Consider the following 19,779-nt stretch of genomic DNA (forward strand, 5'->3'; position numbering starts at 1 on the left):
TGAATTAGTCGGTTACCGTGAACGCATCTTTGAAGCCAAGGTCTTTCACGTCCTTTTGAAAGGCTTTGCGCTCGGCCCTTGTTGCGGCGGGGCCTACCAGCACGCGCCACACTGTACTATTCGCTGTTTTCAGTTCCCGAACAACCGTGGGCATTCCGTTGCGACGCGCCTTTTGGGCTGCTGACTTGGCGTTCGCCTCAACGCTGAAGGTTCCAATCTGAACATACGGCTTACTCAAAGATGTCGCCGACGTTGTGGCTGCTGCAACAGGCGTGGCGTCTGACGCATCTATTGCTGCTGCGGCCCCTTCTACCGGGTCCAGCGGTGTTTCGGTGATCGCGGCAGGGTCTTTCTTTTGCCACCATTTCCGCTTGGCAGGTTTTTCGGCAGGGGGTGTGACCGGTGCATCCGACAAAGAGGGCGACGCCACGGCCGCAGCGGCTTCGGCGGCTACGTCTGCGCTGTCGGTCGCTGTATCTGCCGCCGCCACGGCAGTTCCCGCAGCCGCAGCTGTGGGGGCTTTCTTCTGCCACCATTTCCGCTTGGCGGGTTTATCGGCAGGTGCTTCGACCTGATCGTCGGCTGATGTAGGCGTCTCGGCATCTTCGCTTGCGGGCTCGACGTCCTCAGCCGTTTCATCGGATGAACTGGCTGCACCGGCTGCAACCGCAGTCGTACCAGCCGCGGCGGCGGCTGGTTCCTTTTTCTGCCACCACTTCCGTTTGACCGGTTTTTCCGGCTCTGCGGACGCTTGCGTGTCGGAAGCTCCATCAGCAACCGCAGCCGTGGTTTCGGCGGCCGATTCTTCTGCTTCTGGCGCATCTTCCGACGACGGTTCTTCCAGCTTTTCCCGGCGCAGTGCGACGACACTGACTTTTGTCGGCGCACCCGCAAGCATTCCCAGCTCTTTCGCGGCAGCGGACGAGACCTGAAGCGCAGGCCCGGGCAGGTTGCGCTCGCGCCGGAACAGGGCGCCGGTCACCGATTTGTTGTTGGACGTGTTTTTGATCACGACACGTTCAGGTTGGGACGCATCCGGGTGCGCAACCCATATCCCGCCAAGAGAAGGCCGGCCATCCCAAAGCCCTGCTTCGGTTGTCTGAAAAACCTCAGGGGCCTCGACATCACGCTGAGAGCCGGTGGCCACCTCGGGCAGGAGTTCCGTCTTGCCCGAATTGTCTTCCGGTTTTTCAGCCGAGTCAGAAGTTGAAAAAACCTCTTCGCATCCGGCCAGTATCGTCAAAGTCAACGCCAGATACGCCAGCCGTTTAGGCCCCGGGCGTGTCTCGATCGCTCGCTTCATCTGCTTTTCCCTTGCCTGAAGGGGTTTCGTTTTCCGAACCCCACTGCCGGTCTGCTGGTTCTGGATGCCAGCCTGTTGCGGTCTTTCCTGCGGATCATAACGTGGCTGAAGTGTCATGGAAAGACCGCTGCACAGGCTTCGGCAAGATTTCCCGATTTCGACTTGCCTCTGGTCGAACTTCGCCTTAGACCCTGCTTTCGACGGGGAGGTGGCAGAGTGGTCGAATGCGGCGGTCTTGAAAACCGTTGGGCGTGAGAGCGTCCCCAGGGTTCGAATCCCTGTCTCCCCGCCACAAAAATGGCAAATCCGACCACACGCTGACCACGTCCCGTATTTTACGAACCTACGGTTTCTTCAGAAAATTCCCATGTCTGGTTCGTGTTCTAGTCCCCGCTTGGTCTGAGCATGCTTTGCGAGTCGCTTTTGGCCGGCACCTTTCGAGTGTTCTTGAGCCATGGAGAAATTTTTTTATGACCTGTGGTGGACGCAATCTGGTGGTCAGTACATCCAGCCTCGGCCAATTCGCTTGCTGCGCTGTATCGCAGGCAATATCGACATCTACAAAGACCGCCCCGAATGATCACCCGAAATGGGGCTGGGGCAGGGGAGGCGGGCAGGCGCCTCAACAATCGACGCGGCCATTCTGTATGCGCAAGCTTGGGCCGTGTCACAAACATCGCGCAGTTAGAACCTCCACGGCGTCGTCAAAGGTTTGGGTGCTCTTCTCGACCCGAGCCGTCAGATGAGCGCCTTCCAGCAAGGCCAATGCCGCGCGTGCTTCTGCTTTCGGATCCTCAACGCCCGTGATCGAATGATCTGTTTTGCCAAGCGCAAAGACATTCTCGATCCACCGGGTCAACATGCGCCGGAACTCGCGGATTTTGTCGGTGACCTCATTTGACAAGCTTTCCCGGCTGATGATCAGCGACACACATAAGCATAGGGTTTTTCCGTCGTTCAAAGCCGCGCGATACAGCGCGATCAGTGCACGCATGCGCGCGCCCGCCGTTTCGCAAGTTTCCTCGATCTCGACGCAGCGTCCGGTAAGCTCGGTATGGTAGCGTGTCATCAAAGCTGCAGAAAGCGCGGCTTTGGTCGGGAAGTGATAGTGGATCGATGCCTTGCGGATGCCCACATCATTGGCAAGGTCGGCATAGCTGAAGCCGTCGAAGCCTTTGCTGCGTACGGCAAATTCGGCAGAATTCAGCAAAGCGGTTTTTGTGTCTATTTCCATGCCACGTTCATCCTATTTGCGCTCAACAATGCCGCGGTGTTTTCTGCCGCTTCCAATGCACCTTCCAGATATCCCCCAAATTGCGCGGCTGTTTCGGTGCCACTGAAGATGATCCGGTCTTCCCAGATCCGCGTCATGGCCCTGGGCATGCCGTATTGCGGATGGGCATGTACGGGCTGAAGATCCAGGTTGGTTGCTGTGAAGCGATCAAACGCCCAGTCTTTTAACAAAAGCGCATTGGGGCTGGTCGCCTTGCGCCCGAACAATCGCCCCAGCTGAGCCAGAACCTGCTGCCGCAACGCCCCTTCATCCCGGCGAGCTTGCGCAGGGATGCCGATGAAACCGAACAGCGCGAAAGGACCACCGCTGGCAGGCGACGCGTCGTGGATTTCCACCATGGGACCGCGCCGGCTCATAGCATCCCCTGACAATCCGTCTTTGCGCCAGAACGGAGTGTCATAGACCGCAACTGCTTTGGCCTGACCGGCCATCCAGGTCGCGATGTGCCGCATGGCTGACAACGTGCCATCGGGCAGGGCGGGCTCATAGGTCAACTCGGCCGCGATACGTGGGGGCATGGCAAGTACCACACGGCTTGCCCAAATATGCTGTCCAGATTGCGAGGTGACCCGAACTCCGCCTTTGGTGCGGGCCAAGGCGGTGATCTGCGTGGACAGGTGAATTGCTCCATCCGGCAACCGTGCCGACAGCGCATCCGTCAAAGCAGCGAGCCCCCCGACCAGGCGATAAGACCCTTCCATGGATGAAAACCCACGGCCCCGCACAACACGGCCCTGTTCATCTTCGAAGCTCAGCGCGCCGGAGCTGAATTGGTCAAACCGGTGCAGGCCCAGTCGGTCTGTCAGCGCTGCGATACGTGGCTGCCCGGGCCAGAACCAAGCCGGACCCATGTCCAGATGGGCGCGCCCCTGAACCTCGGTCAGAATGCGCCCGCCCAGACGGCTGCGCGCCTCAGCAACCAGCACCTCCTGACCCTGATCCACAAGCTGTGTCGCCAGGCCAAGCCCTGAAAGTCCGCCACCGATGATGAGCGTATCAGTGCGCATGGGTCAAACCCCCTCAGTTGAAGGACGCAGGTCCAGCTTTTGGGCCCAACTCGACCGGGGTTGTTGCGCCAGGGTTTTGTTCAGACATCGGTTACACCGCCGGCGGTTGGGCGTAAGGCAGGTGGCCTGTCTTCATCCAGATCTTGGCCCCGTCCGCCCCAGCAACGGCCGTCAGGCTGTGGCCTTCAGGCAGGCGCAGCCAATCGTTTTTGACCAGTTCGTCCCCGCCTTCGGTGACCGACCCGTCGATGATCAGAACCTCGATCCCGCCGGGGGCGTCCGAGCGCAGCGTCGCGCCCGCGTCCAGATGGGCGTAGGTCACGATCTCGCGAGCATCCTCATGTAGGACTGCGGTGGCGATACCGTTTGCGGGTGCGCGCAGCTCATCCACCATGTTTTTGCGAAACTGGGTTCGGTCGTTCAGGTCGAACTGCCAAAGCTTGACGAAGATCGTGCATCCCGGTTCCGACCCCGGTGTGTGTTGCGAGGTTGGCGGGTTGCGCACATAGGTCCCCGCCGGATAGTCACCATGTTCATCCTGAAATACACCGTCAAGGACAATGAACTCCTCGCCACCCGTATGGGTATGGGCAGAGAAATGACTGCCCGGCTCATAACGTACGATAGTGGTGGCCCGTGCGACCTCGCCTCCGATCCTGTCCAGCATCCTGCGATCCACACCCTTCATGGGTGAGGCCTGCCATTCCAGCTGGTCCGAGTGAACGACAACGCGGTCAGAGAAGTCCGAATTGATTTCCATGGGGTCAGTTCTCTTCCTTGGTTGCAGCAAGGATGACTATCTACCAGTAGGTAGGCAAATGCCAACTGAAATGTTGGTATAGGCGACACCTTACACAGAGTGTTGAACGGTTTCTTGTCAGTGTGGCTTGGTTCCACGGTTAGGTGACGCAATTGCCGGGAAGAAGTGCCGCGCCTTTTTTGGGGGCGGGTGCGATACGCAAGATCAGGCGCATTAAGTATCTGAATGATATTAATTGCTTCGTGCGAAAGGACAGCTTCACCACCCGTTTCGAAACTGGTTGTGCCTTCTGCACGGGGCATTTCGGTGCTCAAGAAACCAGCGGGTATTTTCGGATTCTGAGGTTTCGGAGGGGCAATGTTGAATTGCAGGAAGTCGAAACAAACTTTCGAAAATACCGCATTCAAGAGGTATAGAAACGTATTCCTTGAAGGGCAGCGCATCCGCATGCTTCACTTTTGGAGCCATGTAAGCCTGTGATTTTGCTGGCCCAAAAAAACCCGAAAGGCACGGCCTTTCCACACAAAAAAAACTTAGCGCACCACTACCCGAGAGGGTGAGAAAAACAAGCGCGGAAACGACCCAACACGGAGATATCAGATGAAAAAAACTGCAACGCTACTTGGAAGCGCGTCTTTCGCGATTGCCGGGCCGGTCATGGCCGCGGATATCGTGATCGGTGTGCCCAACTGGGCCTCGGTGAACGCCACGGCACATATTCTTGAGGTCGTGATCGAAGAGAACCTCGGCCTGGACGTGGAATTGCAAAACGGCACCAACCCGATTGTCTTCGAGGCCATGGACAGCGGTTCGATGCATGTCCATCCGGAAGTGTGGATGCCCAATCAGCAAAACCTTCACGATACCTATGTCAAGGAAAACGGCACCGTCGTCATGAACCAAAACCCGGTTCAGGCGGAACAGGGCATGTGCGTGCCGACCTATATCGCGGAACAGTACGACATCAAGTCGATCGATGACCTGAGCGACCCCGACAAGGTTGCGATTTTCGATACCGATGGCAACGGAACACCCGAGGTATGGATCGGTGCGCCGGGTTGGGCGTCGACCGTTGTCGAGAAGATCCGGGCCAAGTCCTATGGCTATGACCAGATCTTCGATTTGACGGAATACGAGGAAACCATCGCCTATGCCAATCTGGCAAATGCGACCAAAGCGGGCGACCCGTGGATCGGGTTTTGCTACAGCCCCCACTATATCTTCGTGACACAGGATTTGACGGTTCTGGAAGAACCGCCTCATGATCCGGCCACCTGGACAATCGTTCAGCCCACGGATGATCCAGATTGGTTGTCCAAGTCCGAGGCGTCCTCGGCCTGGAACGGGGCAACGCTTCACTTGCATTACGCAAAGGAGCTGGAAGAGAGCTATCCCGAAGTGGCCGCCCTGTTCAACAACTACCAGATGACAGGCGACGATCTGAGCGCGATGGGTAAGGCGCTGGCCGTCGACAACATCGAAGCTGCGGATTTCGCCAAGGAATGGGTGGATGCGAATGAAGACACCGTCATCGGCTGGCTGACCAACTAAATCACCACTCTTTGGGCCGTCGCGCAAAACCGCGGCGGCCTTTTTCTGTCGGGCAGGGCATCGCCCTGTGGGAGATAAATGGACGAACCTGTCGTAAAATTAGAAAACGTTTGGAAGATCTTCGGCTCGCGTGCCGAAGAGGCAATGGAAGCGGTCAGAAACGAAGGCATAGGCAAGCCGGAGGTTCTGGAGCGGTTCAACTGTGTTGTCGGCGTTCAGGGCGCCACGTTCGAAGTGCCGAGGGGTGAGATTTTCTGTATCATGGGGCTGTCCGGCTCGGGCAAGTCCACATTGGTGCGACATGTGAATCGATTGATCGAACCCACGGCGGGTCGGATCGAGATTCTGGGCCACGATGTTTCGAAACTGTCGGAATCCGAGTTGCGCCGCATTCGCGCCCAGCAAATCGGGATGGTCTTTCAGCACATGGCGCTGATGCCGCATCGTTCCGTGCGCGATAATGTGGCCTATCCATTGGAGATCCGAAAGGTGTCCAAGTCAAAGCGCTGGGCCGTCTCGGATCACGCGCTGAGCCTGGTGAATCTGACAGGTTACGAGGACCGCCTGCCCAAAGAGCTTTCGGGCGGGATGCAGCAACGCGTGGGGATCGCGCGGGCGCTGGCCTCGGACCCGGAAATCCTGTTGATGGATGAACCATTTTCTGCGCTCGATCCGCTGATCCGCCTGCAGTTGCAGGACCAGTTCAAAGCACTTGTGGCGCAGCTCAAAAAGACCACGCTGTTCATCACCCACGATCTGGACGAAGCCATTCGGATCGGCCACCGGATTGCGATCATGAAGGATGGCGTCATCGTACAGATCGGAACCCCCGAAGACATCGTCATGAACCCGTCCGACGATTACGTGCGCGAATTTGTTCAGGGCATCTCAAAACTCAAACTGGTCAAGGCGCATTCCATCATGGAGCCTTTGGACAGTTATTCAGGGCCACTTGACGGTGCGCTCCGAGCCGACGAGGGCGCGGATCTGGATCAGCTGATCGACCTGGCCGTGAATTCTGATCTGCCGGTCGTCATCACGGATGCGGGTATCGATGTGGGTGTCGTGACCAAGCCGCGCCTGTTGCGCGGTATCCAGGGGGGCAAAAATGACTGATGCTGCAACAGAGATGAAAGTAACGGCCGCCTCTGATATCGAGGTCGATCGCGAGGCCTTGGACCTTTCCATCAAAGAGTTCGCGGGTCCGAACGGTGACTACTATGTCAATGCGTTCCACAAGATTCATGATGCGACCAGCGCGATTCCCAACACGTTCAACACGTGGGCCGCGGTGCTGGGGCCATTCTGGTCTGCGTCACGCGCCATTTGGGGCATGTTCTGGACCTTTCTGATCCTTGAGATCATCGCGTGGGTCCAGATCGGCAGGGGCGCGTGGGGCAATCCCGGCGCGGATTTCGCCGAGCGCGCTGCGCGTCAGCAGGAACGTGCGGCCGAACTGTTGGCGCGCGCAGCGGATGCCACGGAACAGGCCGATATCGATCGTTTCACCAAACTGGCCGAGAACATACAAAAAGCAGCGGCCACAAGTCTGGAAAGGGCCGCCGCTGCTCAGTCCGAGGCGGCAGGAATCCTGATTACCGGGTTGTTGATGTTGCTGGTATTCAAATTGGTTCAAGGGTTCTATGCCGACCGCGTCTATGAAAAACAGTACTCGAACTGGCGTATCGATCCGGACAGCACGGAAAGCGGGCGTTCGACCCGTAATATTGTCATGGGTGCGATCCTTGTCGCAGCAATCGGACCTTTGATTGTGTACAAGTTCACCGTGAACGCATCCCTTCCATTGTTGGACGCGTTCCCGGAACAGCAAGTGTCTGCGATATTTCTTGGCGAAGGCAACGGCACGCTGTTTTCGAGCTTGGCAAACTGGATGGAGGCCAGGATTGATGCCGCGGCGGCGGCAGGCGGCGACATCTTTGACGGGATCGTGGCGGGCGTGCGATCGGTGCTTGATGCGCTGACGATTGCACTGATCGGGTCGCCCTGGCCGGTGGTCATGCTGGTCATCTGTGTGACGGCCTGGCGTGCGGCAGGACCAAGGGTTGCCATCTTCACCGCGTCTTCTCTGGCTTATATCGCATTGCTGGGGTATTGGGACGTGGCGATGGAAACGGTGGCTCTGGTCGGTGCGGCGGTGCTGCTGTGCGTCGTCTTCGGCATTCCACTGGGTATCTGGTTCGGCAAATCGCAGCGCGCGTATCGCGCGGCGGAACCGGTCCTGGACCTGATGCAGACGCTTCCCGCCTTCGTCTACCTGATCCCGATCATCGCCTTCTTCGGCACCGGCAACCCGCCGGGGATTCTGGCCACCATCATCTTTGGCATGCCGCCGGTGATCCGCCTGACGGCACTGGGAATGCGGGGCGTGCCTGAAAGCATCAAAGAAGCTGCCGTCGCCTTTGGCGCGTCGAAATGGCAACTGTTGAAGGATGTTGAAATCCCGCTGGCGCTGCCATCGATCATGACCGGTGTGAACCAGACGATCCTGATGTGCCTGTCCATGGTCGTGATCATCTCACTGATTGGCGGGGGCGGTTTGGGCAAGGAAATCCTCGAGGCGCTGCAATACGCGGCCAAGGGGCCGGGCCTGCTGGGGGGCTTTGCGATCCTGTTCCTTGCCATGGTCATGGACCGGATCGTGCAGGGCGCGTTCCGACGAGAAGACGAAAAACTCTGAACGCAAACGCCCCCGGTTCTGATCGAGGGCGCTTTTCTTTGATCCGAGGAAACCATGACAGATCCGTATGAACAATCGATGATGGACAACCTGTATTGGTGGGGCGTGCCCACACTGTTCCGGTGTCCCAATGTCGGGCCCGAAGGGCAGGATATCGCACTGGCGGGCGTGCCGCATTCGACGGGCAACGGCACGACCGAAAGGGACCAGCACCTGGGACCACGCGCGTTGCGGCATGTCTCGGCCGTACAACGCAGGGTGCATTCGGTCTTTGAAATTGATCCCTGGCAGAGTGCGCGGATCGCGGATGTTGGTGATGTGCCTTTTCCAAAGGCCAACGACAACGAAGACTGCATCGAACGCATCACTGAATTCTACAAGACCATAGACGCGGCCGGAGCGCGCCCCGTTTCCGTCGGAGGCGACCATTCCATTACCGGAGGCATTGTTCAGGCCCTGGGTGGCGGCAAGCTTGCAGGCGGGCAGCCGGTCAGCTTTCTGCATCTGGACGCGCATACGGATGTCTTCACCAAGGTTGATCACTTTCTGGGGGCCAAGAAATCCGCGGCTCACTGGGGGGCCTATCTGGCTGATCAGGGGCAGGTGGATCCAACCCGGTCGATGCAGATCGGTCTGCGCGGCCATCCACGCAGTCTGGACTGGCTGCAACCGTCTTACGATTACGGGTACAATATCGTCACCATGCGAGAGTTCCGACAGCGCGGATTGCAGGACGTCGTGGCGCAGACCAAAGAGGTTTTGGGTGACCGCCCGGTTTACATCACCTTCGATCTGGATTGTCTTGACCCAACCGTCGCGCCGGCCGTGTCAAATCTGGAACCGGGTGAGAAGGGGTTTGACATCGATGAGGCGGTCGGCATCCTGCGTGCGGCGCGCGGTTTGAACATCATCGGCGGCGATGTCGTCTGCATGATGCCCACCAAGGACAACCCCAACAACATCACCGCGCTGACGGCGGCGGCCGTGATGTTCGAGATGATTTCGATGATTGCCGAGAACGTCGCGCGGGCCTAGCGCCGCGCGTCGATCGCCTGTGCCAGAACGCAAAGCAGCTCGAACATCAGCGAGATGCCAAGCCACGCCGTTCCACCTTGGGGGTCGAATGGCGGCGACACTTCGACAAGATCGGCGCCAACAAGGTTCAGGCCGGACATCCTGCGAATGACCTGCTGGGCCTGAAAGCTGTTGGGCCCGCCGATTTCAGGTGTTCCCGTGCCGGGGGCGTAAGTTGGATCGACAAAGTCGATGTCATAGGTGCAATAGGTCGGCTGCATGCCGACGATATCGCGTACCTCGTTCATGACGTCGTCTATGCCCCGGTCGAACAGCTCTTCGACGCGAATGATGCGGATGCCCTGCGCCTCGCCCCATTCGATATCTTCAGTGTTGTAGGCCGTGCCACGGATTCCGACTTGTACAAAACGCTTCGGGTCCACCATCCCTTCCTCGACCGCACGGCGGAACGGGGTGCCGTGGGTGAATTTGTGACCTCCGAAATAAGTGTCGAACAAGTCGGTGTGACTGTCGAACTGGATCAGACCAACCGGACCCGAAGCGGCCAGGGCTCGCAGGACGGGCAGGGTGGTCAGGTGATCCCCTCCTGCGGTCAATGGTGTGATGTTGCGGGTTCGAAGATCAGTGTAGAAACGCGTGACCCGATCCAGCGTGTCTTCTATGTCGACGGGATTGGGGGCGACGTCTCCTAGATCTGCGCAGTTCACCATTGAAAACGGTGCCACACCCGTAACCGGGTTCATCGCCCTGATCATGGTGGAATAATCTCTTAATTGCCGCGGACCATGCCGGGCGCCGGGGCGATTGGTGGTTCCGCCGTCCCAAGGGATACCGACGATGCCCAGTTCGACTTCCGAGATACGTTCGTGCGCCAGATCCAACATGGGCAGGCGCATGAATGCGGGTATGCCGGCAAATCGGGCCAGTTCCATGGCGGATACCGGTTGAAAAAATGAATCGGCCATGATGCCCCATCCTCTGCAAGTTTCCTCAGCGACCCTAACGGTTCAGGACCAGGCAGGAAATGCCCGCGGCTCTTCAAGACAGGATATGAAAACGCCGGCGGATTTCGGCGTCTTGTTCCGGGGTGAGATATTCGGGGTAATGCGTGCGCAACACCTCTTGAGCGGCGCGCCGTGCGGATGACCACGCATCCATCGCGCCATCGGTTTGCCAGGTGCGGGGCTCCTGACGATCGGCGAGTTTCGGATAGAAATAGTCTCGTTCCATGGCTTCATATGTTTGCTCGCTGCCCAGAAAATGCCCATCGCCCAAAACCGAATGGCATATGGCGTCAAAGCCAAGATTGGCTTCGGTGACCTCGATCCCGCGCAAGACACGATACGTGTGCGAGTGCATTTCGTTGTCGAGAACGAAGGCCTCGAAGCTGACCCCGAGCAGAGATGCCGTCATGCCCGAGCTTTCATAGATCAGATTGCCTCCTGCCAGCGCTGCCGCCAGCGATGTGATGCCTTTTTCTGCCCCATGCTGGGCGTCGATGGCCTTGGCATCCGCCATCGAGGCGGCCACACCCGACGGCAAACCCAGCCAGTTCGTGATTTGCGCCGACGCCGCATTCAGGATTGCGGTCTCACCGCTGCCCCCTGCGAAAGAGCCGGTCCTGAGATCTACGATGAAGGGCCAGTTGGAAAAGACCATCGGAAAGCCGGGTTTGATCGCATTGACCATCACGAGACTGGCCAGCGTTTCGGCCAGTGACTGCGCCAGAAATCCGGCCAGAGTTGCCGGGGCGGTTGCGCCCGCCTGCGCGGCCGTGATGCAGGACATCGGCATGTTATGGGCGATGCATTCATAAACCACATCCACGGCATCCTCGCCGTATCGCATTGGTGAAATGATCGGACTTATATGCGCTTTGAGGAAGGGGCGTTTGGCGAATTCCCCGGCCCCTCCGGCGACGATGTCCAGCATCTCGACGATCGGGCCGACATGTTCCGCCAACGTGAAAGAGGTTGCCATTGGCTTGGTTGTGTTGCGTACCAAAGCGTAAACGGTGTTGACGTCCAGATCGAACACATCCGGGACATCGGTTGCCACGCAGCATCGGGTGAACCAACTGACATTGGCCAGCGTGTCCTGTAGCCGGGTGAAATCATGCAGATCGGCCAGGGTGGAGGGGCGATAAAGCCCACTGTTGATATCAAGGGTCTGAACCGCAGCACCGCCGGTGCCAAAATACACGCGGTCGCCACCCACCTCGATGGATCGTTTTTCATCCCGGCCATGAAAGGTAAAGCTCTTCGCGGCCGAGGCGATGGCCTGTTCGACCATTGAACGGGGAAAAACCAGCCGGTTCTGTTCCCGATCCTGGGCACCCGCCGCCCTGAGGTCGAAGGCCAGCCTGTCCGGCACGTCTCCCACCCCCAGCTTTTCCAGCAAACGCAGCGCCGTGTCATAGATCTTCTCGATTTCCGATATGCTCAAGGGCTTGAATGCCCCGCCTTTCTGACCGGGGGGGCAAGGATCAATGACGGGCTTGGCCGCACGCTGTGCATGCCGTGCTTTGCGTCCGCTTCGTTTGATGCTGTCGGATGGCATGTGTTTTCGTCACCTAGCGTTTTCCTGCACCGTAGGACCCAAGTTGTCCCGGTATCAAAGAAGAAGTGCCGTTTTCAGAATCCGAAATCGCGGTTTCGATTTTCCGGCACCCGTATCTGCCCTGTTGTCTGCGCATCCCGTTATTCAGCAAGACTGGTGCCGAAGTTGAAGGAGCAATGCCATGAAGTCGCGTACCAAAGCCGTTGTGATAGGGGGCGGGATCGCCGGATGTTCGACGCTCTACCACCTGACCCGGGAAGGGTGGACCGACGTGGTTTTGGTCGAACGGAATGAACTGACCTCGGGCACGACTTGGCATTCGGCGGCGCAGGTCACCAATTTCGGCATGAACCAGACGATCGTCGGCCTGAAATCGCATTCGATCCGTCTGTACAAGGAGCTGGCTGACGATCCGGATTACCCGATCAACTATCATCACGCAGACGGTGGGATCCGTCTGGCCAACACCGAAGGGCAGATGCAGGGCTATCGTCACTTTGCGTCCATGGCGCGGGGGATGGACGTACATTTCGAGGTGATAGACGCGGATGAATGTGCCCGGAGACACCCGTTGATTTCGACCGACAATCTCATCGGTGGGCTTTGGGATCCGCTGGACGGCGACATCGATCCGGCGCAATTGTGCCAGTCCCTTGCGCGCCGGGCACGCAAGGCGGGCGCCGAGGTGTATCGAAATACGCCGGTGACCGCGCTGACACAGCACAGCGATGACACCTGGACCGTGCATACCGAGCACGGGGATATCGACTGTGATGTCGTCGTCAACGCCTGCGGCTACAGGGTCAACGAGGTCGGCGCCATGATGGGTGTTCATCATCCCGTGTCGTCCATGGAACATCAGTATTTCCTGACCGAAGAAATCGAGGCCATCCGGGATGCCGGACACCGGATGCCGCTGCTGCGCTGCCCGATCAGCGATTACTATTGCCGGCAGGAAAAGAACGGCCTGTTGCTAGGGTTCTACGAGCAGGGGTGCAAAACCTGGGGTATGGACGGGATTGATCCGAACTTCGTGAACGCATTGTGCCCGGATGATCTGGACCGCGTGACCGATGTGCTGGAAGGGGCCTTTGCGCGCATGCCCGCCTTGATGGAAGTTGGTATTCACACCGTGGTCAACGGACCGATCACCTATACCATTGATGGTGCCCCATTGGTCGGTCCGATTCCGGGCAAGCGCAACGCGTACTGCATCATTGGACTGCGGGCCGGGCTGGGTGAAGGTGGCGGTCACGGGTGGTTGCTGGCACAGCAGATCGTGCATGGCGATGCATGTTATGACACATGGTGCCTCGACCCGCGGAGGTTTTCGGGTCATGCCAATGTGGAACTCACCGCGCTCAAGGCGATTGAAGATTATCAGAACGAATTCAGGTTCCACTTTCCGCATGAACATCGCCCCGCGGGCCGACCCGCCAAAACGACCCCTCTGACGCCTGTTCTGGCATCCGAAGGGGCCGAGTTCACTGTGGTCAACGGATGGGAAAGGGTGGACTATTTCAAACCCGATCCCGATTTCTCGCCAACGCTCAGTTTCGATTTTGACGAAACCTTCGATTTGGTGGCCGCCGAAGTCGAAAGCATTCGAACCGGCGTCGGGCTTGCAGAGGTAAACGGGTTCAACCGTATCGAGATCACGGGACCGGACAGGCACGCATTCCTGGATCGGTTGTTTTGCGGGCTTGTTCCTCGGCGTGAGGGGCGTGTCGGGTTGGGATACCTGTTGAACGACCAAGGTATGATCAAGGCAGAGGCAACGGTTGCCAATCTGCCCGCCAGCCACAGGGGGGGGGCCCGCGTTTGGTATGGTTCCGCCGCGGCAAGCGAGTTTCACGACATGGATTGGTTGCGCCTGCATCTGCGCAGCGATGAGGACGTTCAGTTGCGCAGCCTGACAAATGATCAAACCATTCTGGTTCTGGCTGGCCCGAAGTCGCGTTCTGTCTTGTCAGCCTGCGCCAGAGGAGATTGGTCGGCAGATGCGTTCCCGTGGCTCAGCGTGCGCGAGTGCTTTGTCGGTATTGCTCCGGCGACAGTCATGAACCTGAGTTACTCGGGCGAGCTGGCCTATGAAATCCATGTTCCAAATGCCTCGCTCTATGCGGCCTATCTTGCCCTGCGCGAGGTCGGCGAAACGTACGGGTTGAAACTGTTCGGTGCCAGGGCCGTTGAATCCATGCGCATGGAGAAGAGCTTTTTGCACTGGAAAGCCGATCTGATCACCGAATTTGATCCTTTTGAAACCGGGCTGGATCGGTTTGTCCGACTGGACAAGGGCGTCTTCGTGGGGCGTGATGCCCTGTTGAGACGGAAGTCCGAAGGACAACGACGCAAGCTGGTCCCCTTGCGCATCGATTCAACCCTTGGCCCGGCGCATCCCGGCGCATCACTGATGCAGGATGATACTGTCGTTGGCACCATCACGTCGGGCGAATGGGGGTATCGCACGGAGCTGAATCTGGCGCACGCTTTCATTCATCCATCCCTGGCGCAGCTTGGCCGCGAAATGGAGCTGGACAGCTGCGGGAAACGGATTGGTGCGACGGTTATCAGCCCAAGCCCGTACGACCCGGATTTTATGCGAATGAAAGCCTAGAATCGACCGTTTTGATCAACTTCTTCATTGCCGCATGGGCAAAACTTTGCTTCGCTAGTTTCGAACAAATCGAAACAATGGTCGGTTGCCGTGTCCAAATCTCTGAGTCTTCGATGGCTGGAAGTGTTTCAGTTGATCGCCAAATCCGGATCGATTCAGCAAGTCGCATCAGAAACAGACTTGTCGATCAGCACGGTTTCAAACCACCTGCGCAGCCTTGAACGCGCGTTGGGGATTGAATTGGTCGACCATGGGCGTCGCCCGATGGGCCTGACGCCGGCGGGCGAGGTGTTTGCCCGCTATGTGCGTGAGGGTCTGACTGTGCTGAAGCGCGGTGAGGCCGAGATACGAACGGGAAACTGGCAGCATGCGACGGATCTGCGGCTGGCTTTGATCGATGACTTCGACAACCAGATCGCGCCCGACCTTGTTCGTTTTCTGGCGCAGGCTCTGCCGCGGTGCAATTTCCGCCATTTCACGCGCCCAAGCCACGAAATTCTTGCCAAACTTCAGGAACACAAGCTTGACGTGGGCGTCGCCACACGACCGCTGGGTCGTACCGAGGGGCTGATCGAATACCCGTTGATGAGAGACCCCTTCATCGTCGTGGTTCCCAACAAGTTCGAAGGATCCCCGGACGAGCTGTTCAACCCGGATGCCGATTTGCCATTGTTGAGGTATTCGCGTGACTATGTGATCGGCAAGCAGATTGAAACTCAACTGGCCCGAAGCAAGTTCAGCCTGCCCAACCGGTTTGAACTGGAGTGCAACCAATCCATCATCGGCCTGGTCGCGCAGGGCAGTGGCTGGGCAATCACTACCGCGGCGTGCTTTCACCGAACGCAGAGGTTTCACAACAGCGTAAAGGCCATGCCCTTTCCCGGCAGCAACTTCGTTCGCACAGTGTCGCTGTTTACAACCGAAGTATACCCGGCAACGACGTCGGAGCTGATCCAGAAGGCCATGAGCAAATTGATACGTCAGCATTTCACAAGACCGATGTGTGCCCGGCACAATTGGCTGAAGAATGAGTTCCGCACCATGGAGATAGAGGGCGTCTAGCCCAATCTGACCGGGTTGCCGAACAGCTGGTGGTTGAGGACGAATGCTCGGACGGCTTTGACTGGGCAGGCCGTGCAGGTGTTTCGGAAAACCGGGCCGATGTTCAAATTGCGGTCTGCGCTGGTTCGGGTTCTTTCTGACGGAGTGTCGAATTCGTCTCGCCTCGGGCTCAAAGCGCTTCTAGTCTCTGAACGACAGGCAATCACGTCAACAGGAAGCCAAATGAGCTGGATCAGAACCATCCCCTTCGAGCAAGCCACAGGCAGGCTTAAGAAACTCTATGACCGCGTCACGGGCCCGGGCAACAATGTGGACAATATCATGATGGCGCATTCGTTGCGCCCGCATTCGATGGAAGGGCACATGGCGATCTACAAGGCGGTGCTGCATCACTCGGGCAACAAGATACCGAAATGGTTTCTTGAGGTGCTGGGCGTGTGGGTCAGCTCTCTGAACCGATGCGGATATTGCGTCGAACACCATTTCGCAGGGTTGCAGCGGTTGCTGGCCAACGAAGAACGGGGAAACGCGATCCGGGCGGCGATCGAAGCCCGCGATCCGGCGGCCGCGCCATTGGATGCAGCGCAGGTGGCGGCCATGACCTATGCGCGTAAACTGACCGAGGATCCGGGCGATCTGGTCGAAGCGGATGTGATCGCGCTGCGCACGGCAGGGTGGGATGATGGAGAAATCCTCGAGATCAATCAGGTCTGTTCCTACTTCTCTTATGCAAACCGCACGGTTCTGGGGCTGGGATGCTCGACAGAAGGCGACGAATTGGGTCTGTCGCCCAACAACTCTGATAACCCTGACGATTGGGGGCATAGATGAAGCCTGAAACAAGGGGATCAGCGATCCGGTGCGCCAAACGGGCGCCAGCTTTGGCCATGTTGGCCGAGGTCGATTAGACGATCCAATTGAGGATTCAGGCAAGGTCCGCTCGGGCATAGCTTGAAAAACGACGTTTGTATCGGACCCTTGTATCCAGTGCGGAATTTGTGGGTTTTTGAGGCATCAATTTGACCCCAATCAAAGCGCATCCATGGCCTTTCTGCTAGCTCCTTTCCGGGACAACAGAAAAGGAAAGATTTCATGGAAGCCATTGCTCGGGTCGAAACAAATTCAACTCAGGTCAAGACCGGGCCGACGCCGGTTGCAGACGTCGCAGAGCCCAGCCCTGAAAAGATCCGGCAGGCGTTTGAAAGCGGCAAGTACCCCTATGGCCGCAAGATGGCGCGGTCGGTGTACGAAGAACAGAAGGCCAAGCTTCAGGCAGAGTTGCTGAAGGTTCAGTTGTGGGCGCAGGAAACCGGGCAGCGTTTCGTTCTGCTGTTCGAAGGGCGCGATGCTGCCGGCAAGGGCGGTACGATAAAGCGCTTCATGGAGCACCTCAATCCGCGTCAGGCCAGGGTCGTGGCCTTGAATAAACCCACTTGGGAGGAAAAGGGGCAATGGTATTACCAGCGCTATATTCAGGAACTGCCAACAGTTGGCGAAATGGTGTTCTACGACCGGTCCTGGTACAACCGCGCGGGTGTCGAGCGGGTGATGGGCTTCTGCTCTCCCAATGAATATCTGGAGTTCATGCGGCAGACGCCAGAGTTGGAGCGGATGCTGGTACGTTCGGGCATCCAGCTTTACAAATACTGGTTCTCGGTCACGCAGGAAGAACAGCAGCGTCGTTTCAAAAGTCGCGAGACGGATCCTCTGAAACAGTGGAAATTGTCACCGATTGACAAGGCCAGCCTCAGCAAGTGGGACGATTACACCGAAGCTAAAGAGGCCATGTTCTTTTACACCGATACCGCGGACGCGCCGTGGACGATCATCAAGTCGAATGACAAAAAACGCGCGCGGCTGAATTGTATGCGCCATTTCCTGTCGACGCTGGACTATCCGGGCAAGGATCACGACATTGTGGGTGAACCCGATCCGTTGATCGTGGGGCAGGCGCATCACGTGATTCACCGCTCCGAGCATATTCTGGGTACGACACTGCATCCGGACGCTCGTTAATCACGCCGGTGCCCGCCTGGACCGTGCAAGCGGGCACCGAGGTATCATGTTGACATTTTAGCGATCATCTCTTGTCTCGCGCCAAGCCCGCGCATATGGCTGGTGCGATGACAAAAGTGATGACATATCCGGCCCACTTTCGGGCAATTGCCGTGCTTGGCCTGCCGTTGATCGGCGGCCATCTGGCGCAGTTTGCCATCGGCCTGACCGACACCGTCATGCTGGGCTGGTACGGGGTCGAGGCGCTGGCAGCGGTTACCCTGGCCAGCAGCTATTATTTCGTTCTGTTTTTGTTTGGTGCGGGGTTTGGCTGGGCTGTCATGCCGATGGTTGCCACCGCAGCGGCAGAAGGGGACGAAACCAGCATTCGCCGCTCGACCCGCATGGGGCTGTGGTTGTCACTGCTATACGCTGCGGTGGTCATGCCGTTGTTGTGGTGGTCCTATCCGATCCTGATCGCCATGAAACAAGAGCCGCATATCGCCGAAACCGCGTCGGAATATTTGCGCATTGCCGGTTGGGGATTGTTTCCGGCTCTCATCGTTATGGTGTTAAAATCCTACCTTGCGGCCTTGGAGCGAACCCAGATCGTGCTGTGGATCACGGTTACGGCGGCGGTTGTGAACGGGTTTACCAACTATGCGCTGATCTTTGGCAACTGGGGCGCGCCGGAACTGGGTGTGATGGGCGCTGCGATCGCTTCGATCGCGACACAGGTCGTTTCACTGGTCGCGGTTGTCGTCTATGTCGTCCGGACCTTGCCGGAACACAGCCTGTTCCAGCGCTTCTGGCGTCCGGATTGGGAAATGTTCATCAGCGTGTGGAAACTGGGCGTGCCCATTGGCCTGACAACCCTGGCCGAGGTGTCGCTGTTTGCAACATCCGCCGTGATGATGGGCTGGTTGGGTCAGGTCCCGCTGGCCGCGCACGGGATCGCCCTGAATTTGGCGTCGGCCACATTCATGGTGCATCTGGGGCTGTCAAATGCGGCCACCATCCGGGCCGGCAACGCGTTGGGCCGCCGTGACAAGGCGCATCTGGAGAAAGGTGCGATTGCCGTGACAGGCATGTCGCTGGTCATGTCCGTCGTGACCGTCATCCTGTTCCTGACATATGCCGAGCCGCTGATTTCCCTGTTCATGGAGGCCGATGATCCGCAGCGCGGACAAATTCTGGCTATCGGGACAGGATTGCTGGCCATGGCTGCCCTGTTCCAACTGGTCGACGGGGCGCAGGTGATTGCGCTGGGACTGCTGCGTGGTTTGCAGGATGCCAAGATACCGATGGTTATGGCGGCGCTCAGCTATTGGGTGGTGGGAATTCCGGCGTCCTACTATTTCGGCTTCGTCCGTCAGATGGACGGCATCGGTGTCTGGCTGGGGCTGGTGCTTGGCCTGGCATTCGCGGCGGTGCTGCTGATGGCCCGGTTCTGGATGCATTCGGTGCGGCAGATGCAGGCGCCGGCGGAACCGGCCTAGTCTTTGCTCAACCGGTCGGCTTTTTTCCGAACCAGAACCGTGCGCAGATCGTGCATCGCCATCAGCAATCTGTCGGTTACATCCTCAAGCTGTTCGTCGCTTGCCTTGGACTGCGCCCATTGCGTTGTCAGATTCAGATAGTCGACAGCGCGGTGAATGTCGTCAATGTCGCGCTGGGCCAATATGGCCCGGCGCTCGTCCATCCATTGGGCGATCTCTGCCTGATCCCGTTCGGACAAAACCCGTTGCCCGTGTGGCTTGACCTCACCGTTGCGGATGTTGATGACGGCGATCTGGTCCATCTCGATCCGGCGCTGGCGGTTTTCCGTATCGATCCGAAACACCGCGGCCCCGTTTTCACGGATGCGAAAATAGTATTCGGGCAGGTCGGCAGACATG

General features: G+C 58.2%; 17 protein-coding genes and 1 tRNA gene. 11 read left to right on the forward strand and 7 right to left on the reverse strand.

The features are described from left to right. Positions 1 to 4: 4 nt before the first annotated feature. Positions 5 to 1,303: an SPOR domain-containing protein gene (locus ACR0LI_RS02815; protein WP_480717978.1), complete on the reverse strand. Its 1,299-nt coding sequence runs from the start codon at positions 1,301 to 1,303 to the stop codon at positions 5 to 7. 202 nt (positions 1,304 to 1,505) lie between these two features. Between ACR0LI_RS02815 and ACR0LI_RS02820 the strand changes: the two genes are divergently transcribed. Together ACR0LI_RS02820 and ACR0LI_RS02825 are read left to right on the forward strand one after the other, a co-directional pair. Beyond that, a tRNA-Ser gene (locus ACR0LI_RS02820) sits at positions 1,506 to 1,595 on the forward strand. A gap of 162 nt (positions 1,596 to 1,757) precedes the next feature. Then, the gene (locus ACR0LI_RS02825) at positions 1,758 to 1,883 is read left to right on the forward strand and encodes a hypothetical protein (protein WP_256368966.1); all 126 of its coding nucleotides are present in this window, start codon (positions 1,758 to 1,760) and stop codon (positions 1,881 to 1,883) included. An 87-nt stretch (positions 1,884 to 1,970) separates the two neighbouring features. Here ACR0LI_RS02825 and ACR0LI_RS02830 read toward each other — a convergent pair whose 3' ends face one another. From ACR0LI_RS02830 to ACR0LI_RS02840, 3 genes are all read right to left on the reverse strand, one after another. After that, entirely contained in the window at positions 1,971 to 2,537 is a 567-nt protein-coding gene (locus ACR0LI_RS02830) for a TetR/AcrR family transcriptional regulator (protein ID WP_171631227.1), read from the reverse strand. Next, a complete protein-coding gene (locus ACR0LI_RS02835) occupies positions 2,528 to 3,604 on the reverse strand; it encodes a flavin monoamine oxidase family protein (protein WP_480717979.1) in 1,077 nt (358 codons plus the stop codon). The genes ACR0LI_RS02830 and ACR0LI_RS02835 overlap by 10 nt, the downstream gene beginning before the upstream one ends. 91 nt (positions 3,605 to 3,695) lie before the next feature. Next, positions 3,696 to 4,364, reverse strand: a complete 669-nt coding sequence (locus ACR0LI_RS02840; RefSeq protein ID WP_480717980.1) for a cupin domain-containing protein — start codon at positions 4,362 to 4,364, stop codon at positions 3,696 to 3,698. Positions 4,365 to 4,964: 600 nt separating this feature from the next. Between ACR0LI_RS02840 and ACR0LI_RS02845 the strand changes: the two genes are divergently transcribed. The 4 genes from ACR0LI_RS02845 to ACR0LI_RS02860 all read left to right on the forward strand — a co-directional run bounded on the left by ACR0LI_RS02845 (position 4,965) and on the right by ACR0LI_RS02860 (position 9,648). Then, a complete protein-coding gene (locus ACR0LI_RS02845) occupies positions 4,965 to 5,915 on the forward strand; it encodes an ABC transporter substrate-binding protein (protein WP_480717981.1) in 951 nt (316 codons plus the stop codon). 78 nt (positions 5,916 to 5,993) lie between these two features. Then, entirely contained in the window at positions 5,994 to 7,031 is a 1,038-nt protein-coding gene (locus tag ACR0LI_RS02850; RefSeq protein WP_480717982.1) for a quaternary amine ABC transporter ATP-binding protein, read from the forward strand. Further along, the gene (locus ACR0LI_RS02855) at positions 7,024 to 8,613 is read left to right on the forward strand and encodes an ABC transporter permease (protein ID WP_171631236.1); all 1,590 of its coding nucleotides are present in this window, start codon (positions 7,024 to 7,026) and stop codon (positions 8,611 to 8,613) included. The genes ACR0LI_RS02850 and ACR0LI_RS02855 overlap by 8 nt, the downstream gene beginning before the upstream one ends. Positions 8,614 to 8,667: 54 nt before the next feature. After that, on the forward strand, positions 8,668 to 9,648 hold the full coding sequence (locus ACR0LI_RS02860) for an arginase family protein (protein WP_480717983.1): 981 nt from the start codon (positions 8,668 to 8,670) through the stop codon (positions 9,646 to 9,648). Here ACR0LI_RS02860 and ACR0LI_RS02865 read toward each other — a convergent pair. Both ACR0LI_RS02865 and ACR0LI_RS02870 read right to left on the reverse strand, forming a co-directional pair. Further along, positions 9,645 to 10,613, reverse strand: a complete 969-nt coding sequence (locus tag ACR0LI_RS02865) for an agmatinase (RefSeq protein WP_480717984.1) — start codon at positions 10,611 to 10,613, stop codon at positions 9,645 to 9,647. The genes ACR0LI_RS02860 and ACR0LI_RS02865 overlap by 4 nt on opposite strands. A gap of 73 nt (positions 10,614 to 10,686) precedes the next feature. Continuing rightward, entirely contained in the window at positions 10,687 to 12,207 is a 1,521-nt protein-coding gene (locus tag ACR0LI_RS02870) for a trimethylamine methyltransferase family protein (RefSeq protein WP_480717985.1), read from the reverse strand. Between the two features lie 181 nt (positions 12,208 to 12,388). Between ACR0LI_RS02870 and ACR0LI_RS02875 the strand changes: the two genes are divergently transcribed. From ACR0LI_RS02875 to ACR0LI_RS02895, 5 genes are all read left to right on the forward strand, one after another. After that, positions 12,389 to 14,824, forward strand: coding sequence for a GcvT family protein (locus ACR0LI_RS02875; protein WP_480717986.1), 2,436 nt, complete (start codon positions 12,389 to 12,391; stop codon positions 14,822 to 14,824). A 90-nt stretch (positions 14,825 to 14,914) separates the two neighbouring features. After that, entirely contained in the window at positions 14,915 to 15,886 is a 972-nt protein-coding gene (locus ACR0LI_RS02880; protein WP_171631246.1) for a LysR substrate-binding domain-containing protein, read from the forward strand. A 222-nt stretch (positions 15,887 to 16,108) separates the two neighbouring features. Then, positions 16,109 to 16,717 (forward strand): carboxymuconolactone decarboxylase family protein, encoded by a 609-nt coding sequence (locus ACR0LI_RS02885; RefSeq protein WP_480619783.1) that lies wholly within the window; start codon positions 16,109 to 16,111, stop codon positions 16,715 to 16,717. 261 nt (positions 16,718 to 16,978) lie between these two features. Further along, positions 16,979 to 17,902: a polyphosphate kinase 2 gene (ppk2, locus tag ACR0LI_RS02890; protein ID WP_171722987.1), complete on the forward strand. Its 924-nt coding sequence runs from the start codon at positions 16,979 to 16,981 to the stop codon at positions 17,900 to 17,902. 119 nt (positions 17,903 to 18,021) lie between these two features. Beyond that, positions 18,022 to 19,380, forward strand: coding sequence for an MATE family efflux transporter (locus ACR0LI_RS02895; protein ID WP_348539499.1), 1,359 nt, complete (start codon positions 18,022 to 18,024; stop codon positions 19,378 to 19,380). Here the strand turns inward: ACR0LI_RS02895 and ACR0LI_RS02900 are convergent. Then, positions 19,377 to 19,778, reverse strand: a complete 402-nt coding sequence (locus ACR0LI_RS02900) for a hypothetical protein (RefSeq protein WP_171631253.1) — start codon at positions 19,776 to 19,778, stop codon at positions 19,377 to 19,379. The genes ACR0LI_RS02895 and ACR0LI_RS02900 overlap by 4 nt on opposite strands. Between the last annotated feature and the right edge of the window lies 1 nt (position 19,779).

It is taken from the genome of Ruegeria sp. CL7, assembly GCF_056536445.1.

What these genes read in the sequence shown, in the direction of transcription:
- ACR0LI_RS02815 (WP_480717978.1), bottom strand. Translation starts at nt 1,303, where the DNA reads ATGAAGCGAGCGATCGAGACACGCCCGGGGCCTAAACGGCTGGCGTAT.
- ACR0LI_RS02825 (WP_256368966.1), top strand. Translation starts at nt 1,758, where the DNA reads ATGGAGAAATTTTTTTATGACCTGTGGTGGACGCAATCTGGTGGTCAG.
- ACR0LI_RS02830 (WP_171631227.1), bottom strand. Translation starts at nt 2,537, where the DNA reads ATGGAAATAGACACAAAAACCGCTTTGCTGAATTCTGCCGAATTTGCC.
- ACR0LI_RS02835 (WP_480717979.1), bottom strand. Translation starts at nt 3,604, where the DNA reads ATGCGCACTGATACGCTCATCATCGGTGGCGGACTTTCAGGGCTTGGC.
- ACR0LI_RS02840 (WP_480717980.1), bottom strand. Translation starts at nt 4,364, where the DNA reads ATGGAAATCAATTCGGACTTCTCTGACCGCGTTGTCGTTCACTCGGAC.
- ACR0LI_RS02845 (WP_480717981.1), top strand. Translation starts at nt 4,965, where the DNA reads ATGAAAAAAACTGCAACGCTACTTGGAAGCGCGTCTTTCGCGATTGCC.
- ACR0LI_RS02850 (WP_480717982.1), top strand. Translation starts at nt 5,994, where the DNA reads ATGGACGAACCTGTCGTAAAATTAGAAAACGTTTGGAAGATCTTCGGC.
- ACR0LI_RS02855 (WP_171631236.1), top strand. Translation starts at nt 7,024, where the DNA reads ATGACTGATGCTGCAACAGAGATGAAAGTAACGGCCGCCTCTGATATC.
- ACR0LI_RS02860 (WP_480717983.1), top strand. Translation starts at nt 8,668, where the DNA reads ATGACAGATCCGTATGAACAATCGATGATGGACAACCTGTATTGGTGG.
- ACR0LI_RS02865 (WP_480717984.1), bottom strand. Translation starts at nt 10,613, where the DNA reads ATGGCCGATTCATTTTTTCAACCGGTATCCGCCATGGAACTGGCCCGA.
- ACR0LI_RS02870 (WP_480717985.1), bottom strand. Translation starts at nt 12,207, where the DNA reads ATGCCATCCGACAGCATCAAACGAAGCGGACGCAAAGCACGGCATGCA.
- ACR0LI_RS02875 (WP_480717986.1), top strand. Translation starts at nt 12,389, where the DNA reads ATGAAGTCGCGTACCAAAGCCGTTGTGATAGGGGGCGGGATCGCCGGA.
- ACR0LI_RS02885 (WP_480619783.1), top strand. Translation starts at nt 16,109, where the DNA reads ATGAGCTGGATCAGAACCATCCCCTTCGAGCAAGCCACAGGCAGGCTT.
- ppk2 (WP_171722987.1), top strand. Translation starts at nt 16,979, where the DNA reads ATGGAAGCCATTGCTCGGGTCGAAACAAATTCAACTCAGGTCAAGACC.
- ACR0LI_RS02895 (WP_348539499.1), top strand. Translation starts at nt 18,022, where the DNA reads ATGACATATCCGGCCCACTTTCGGGCAATTGCCGTGCTTGGCCTGCCG.
- ACR0LI_RS02900 (WP_171631253.1), bottom strand. Translation starts at nt 19,778, where the DNA reads ATGTCTGCCGACCTGCCCGAATACTATTTTCGCATCCGTGAAAACGGG.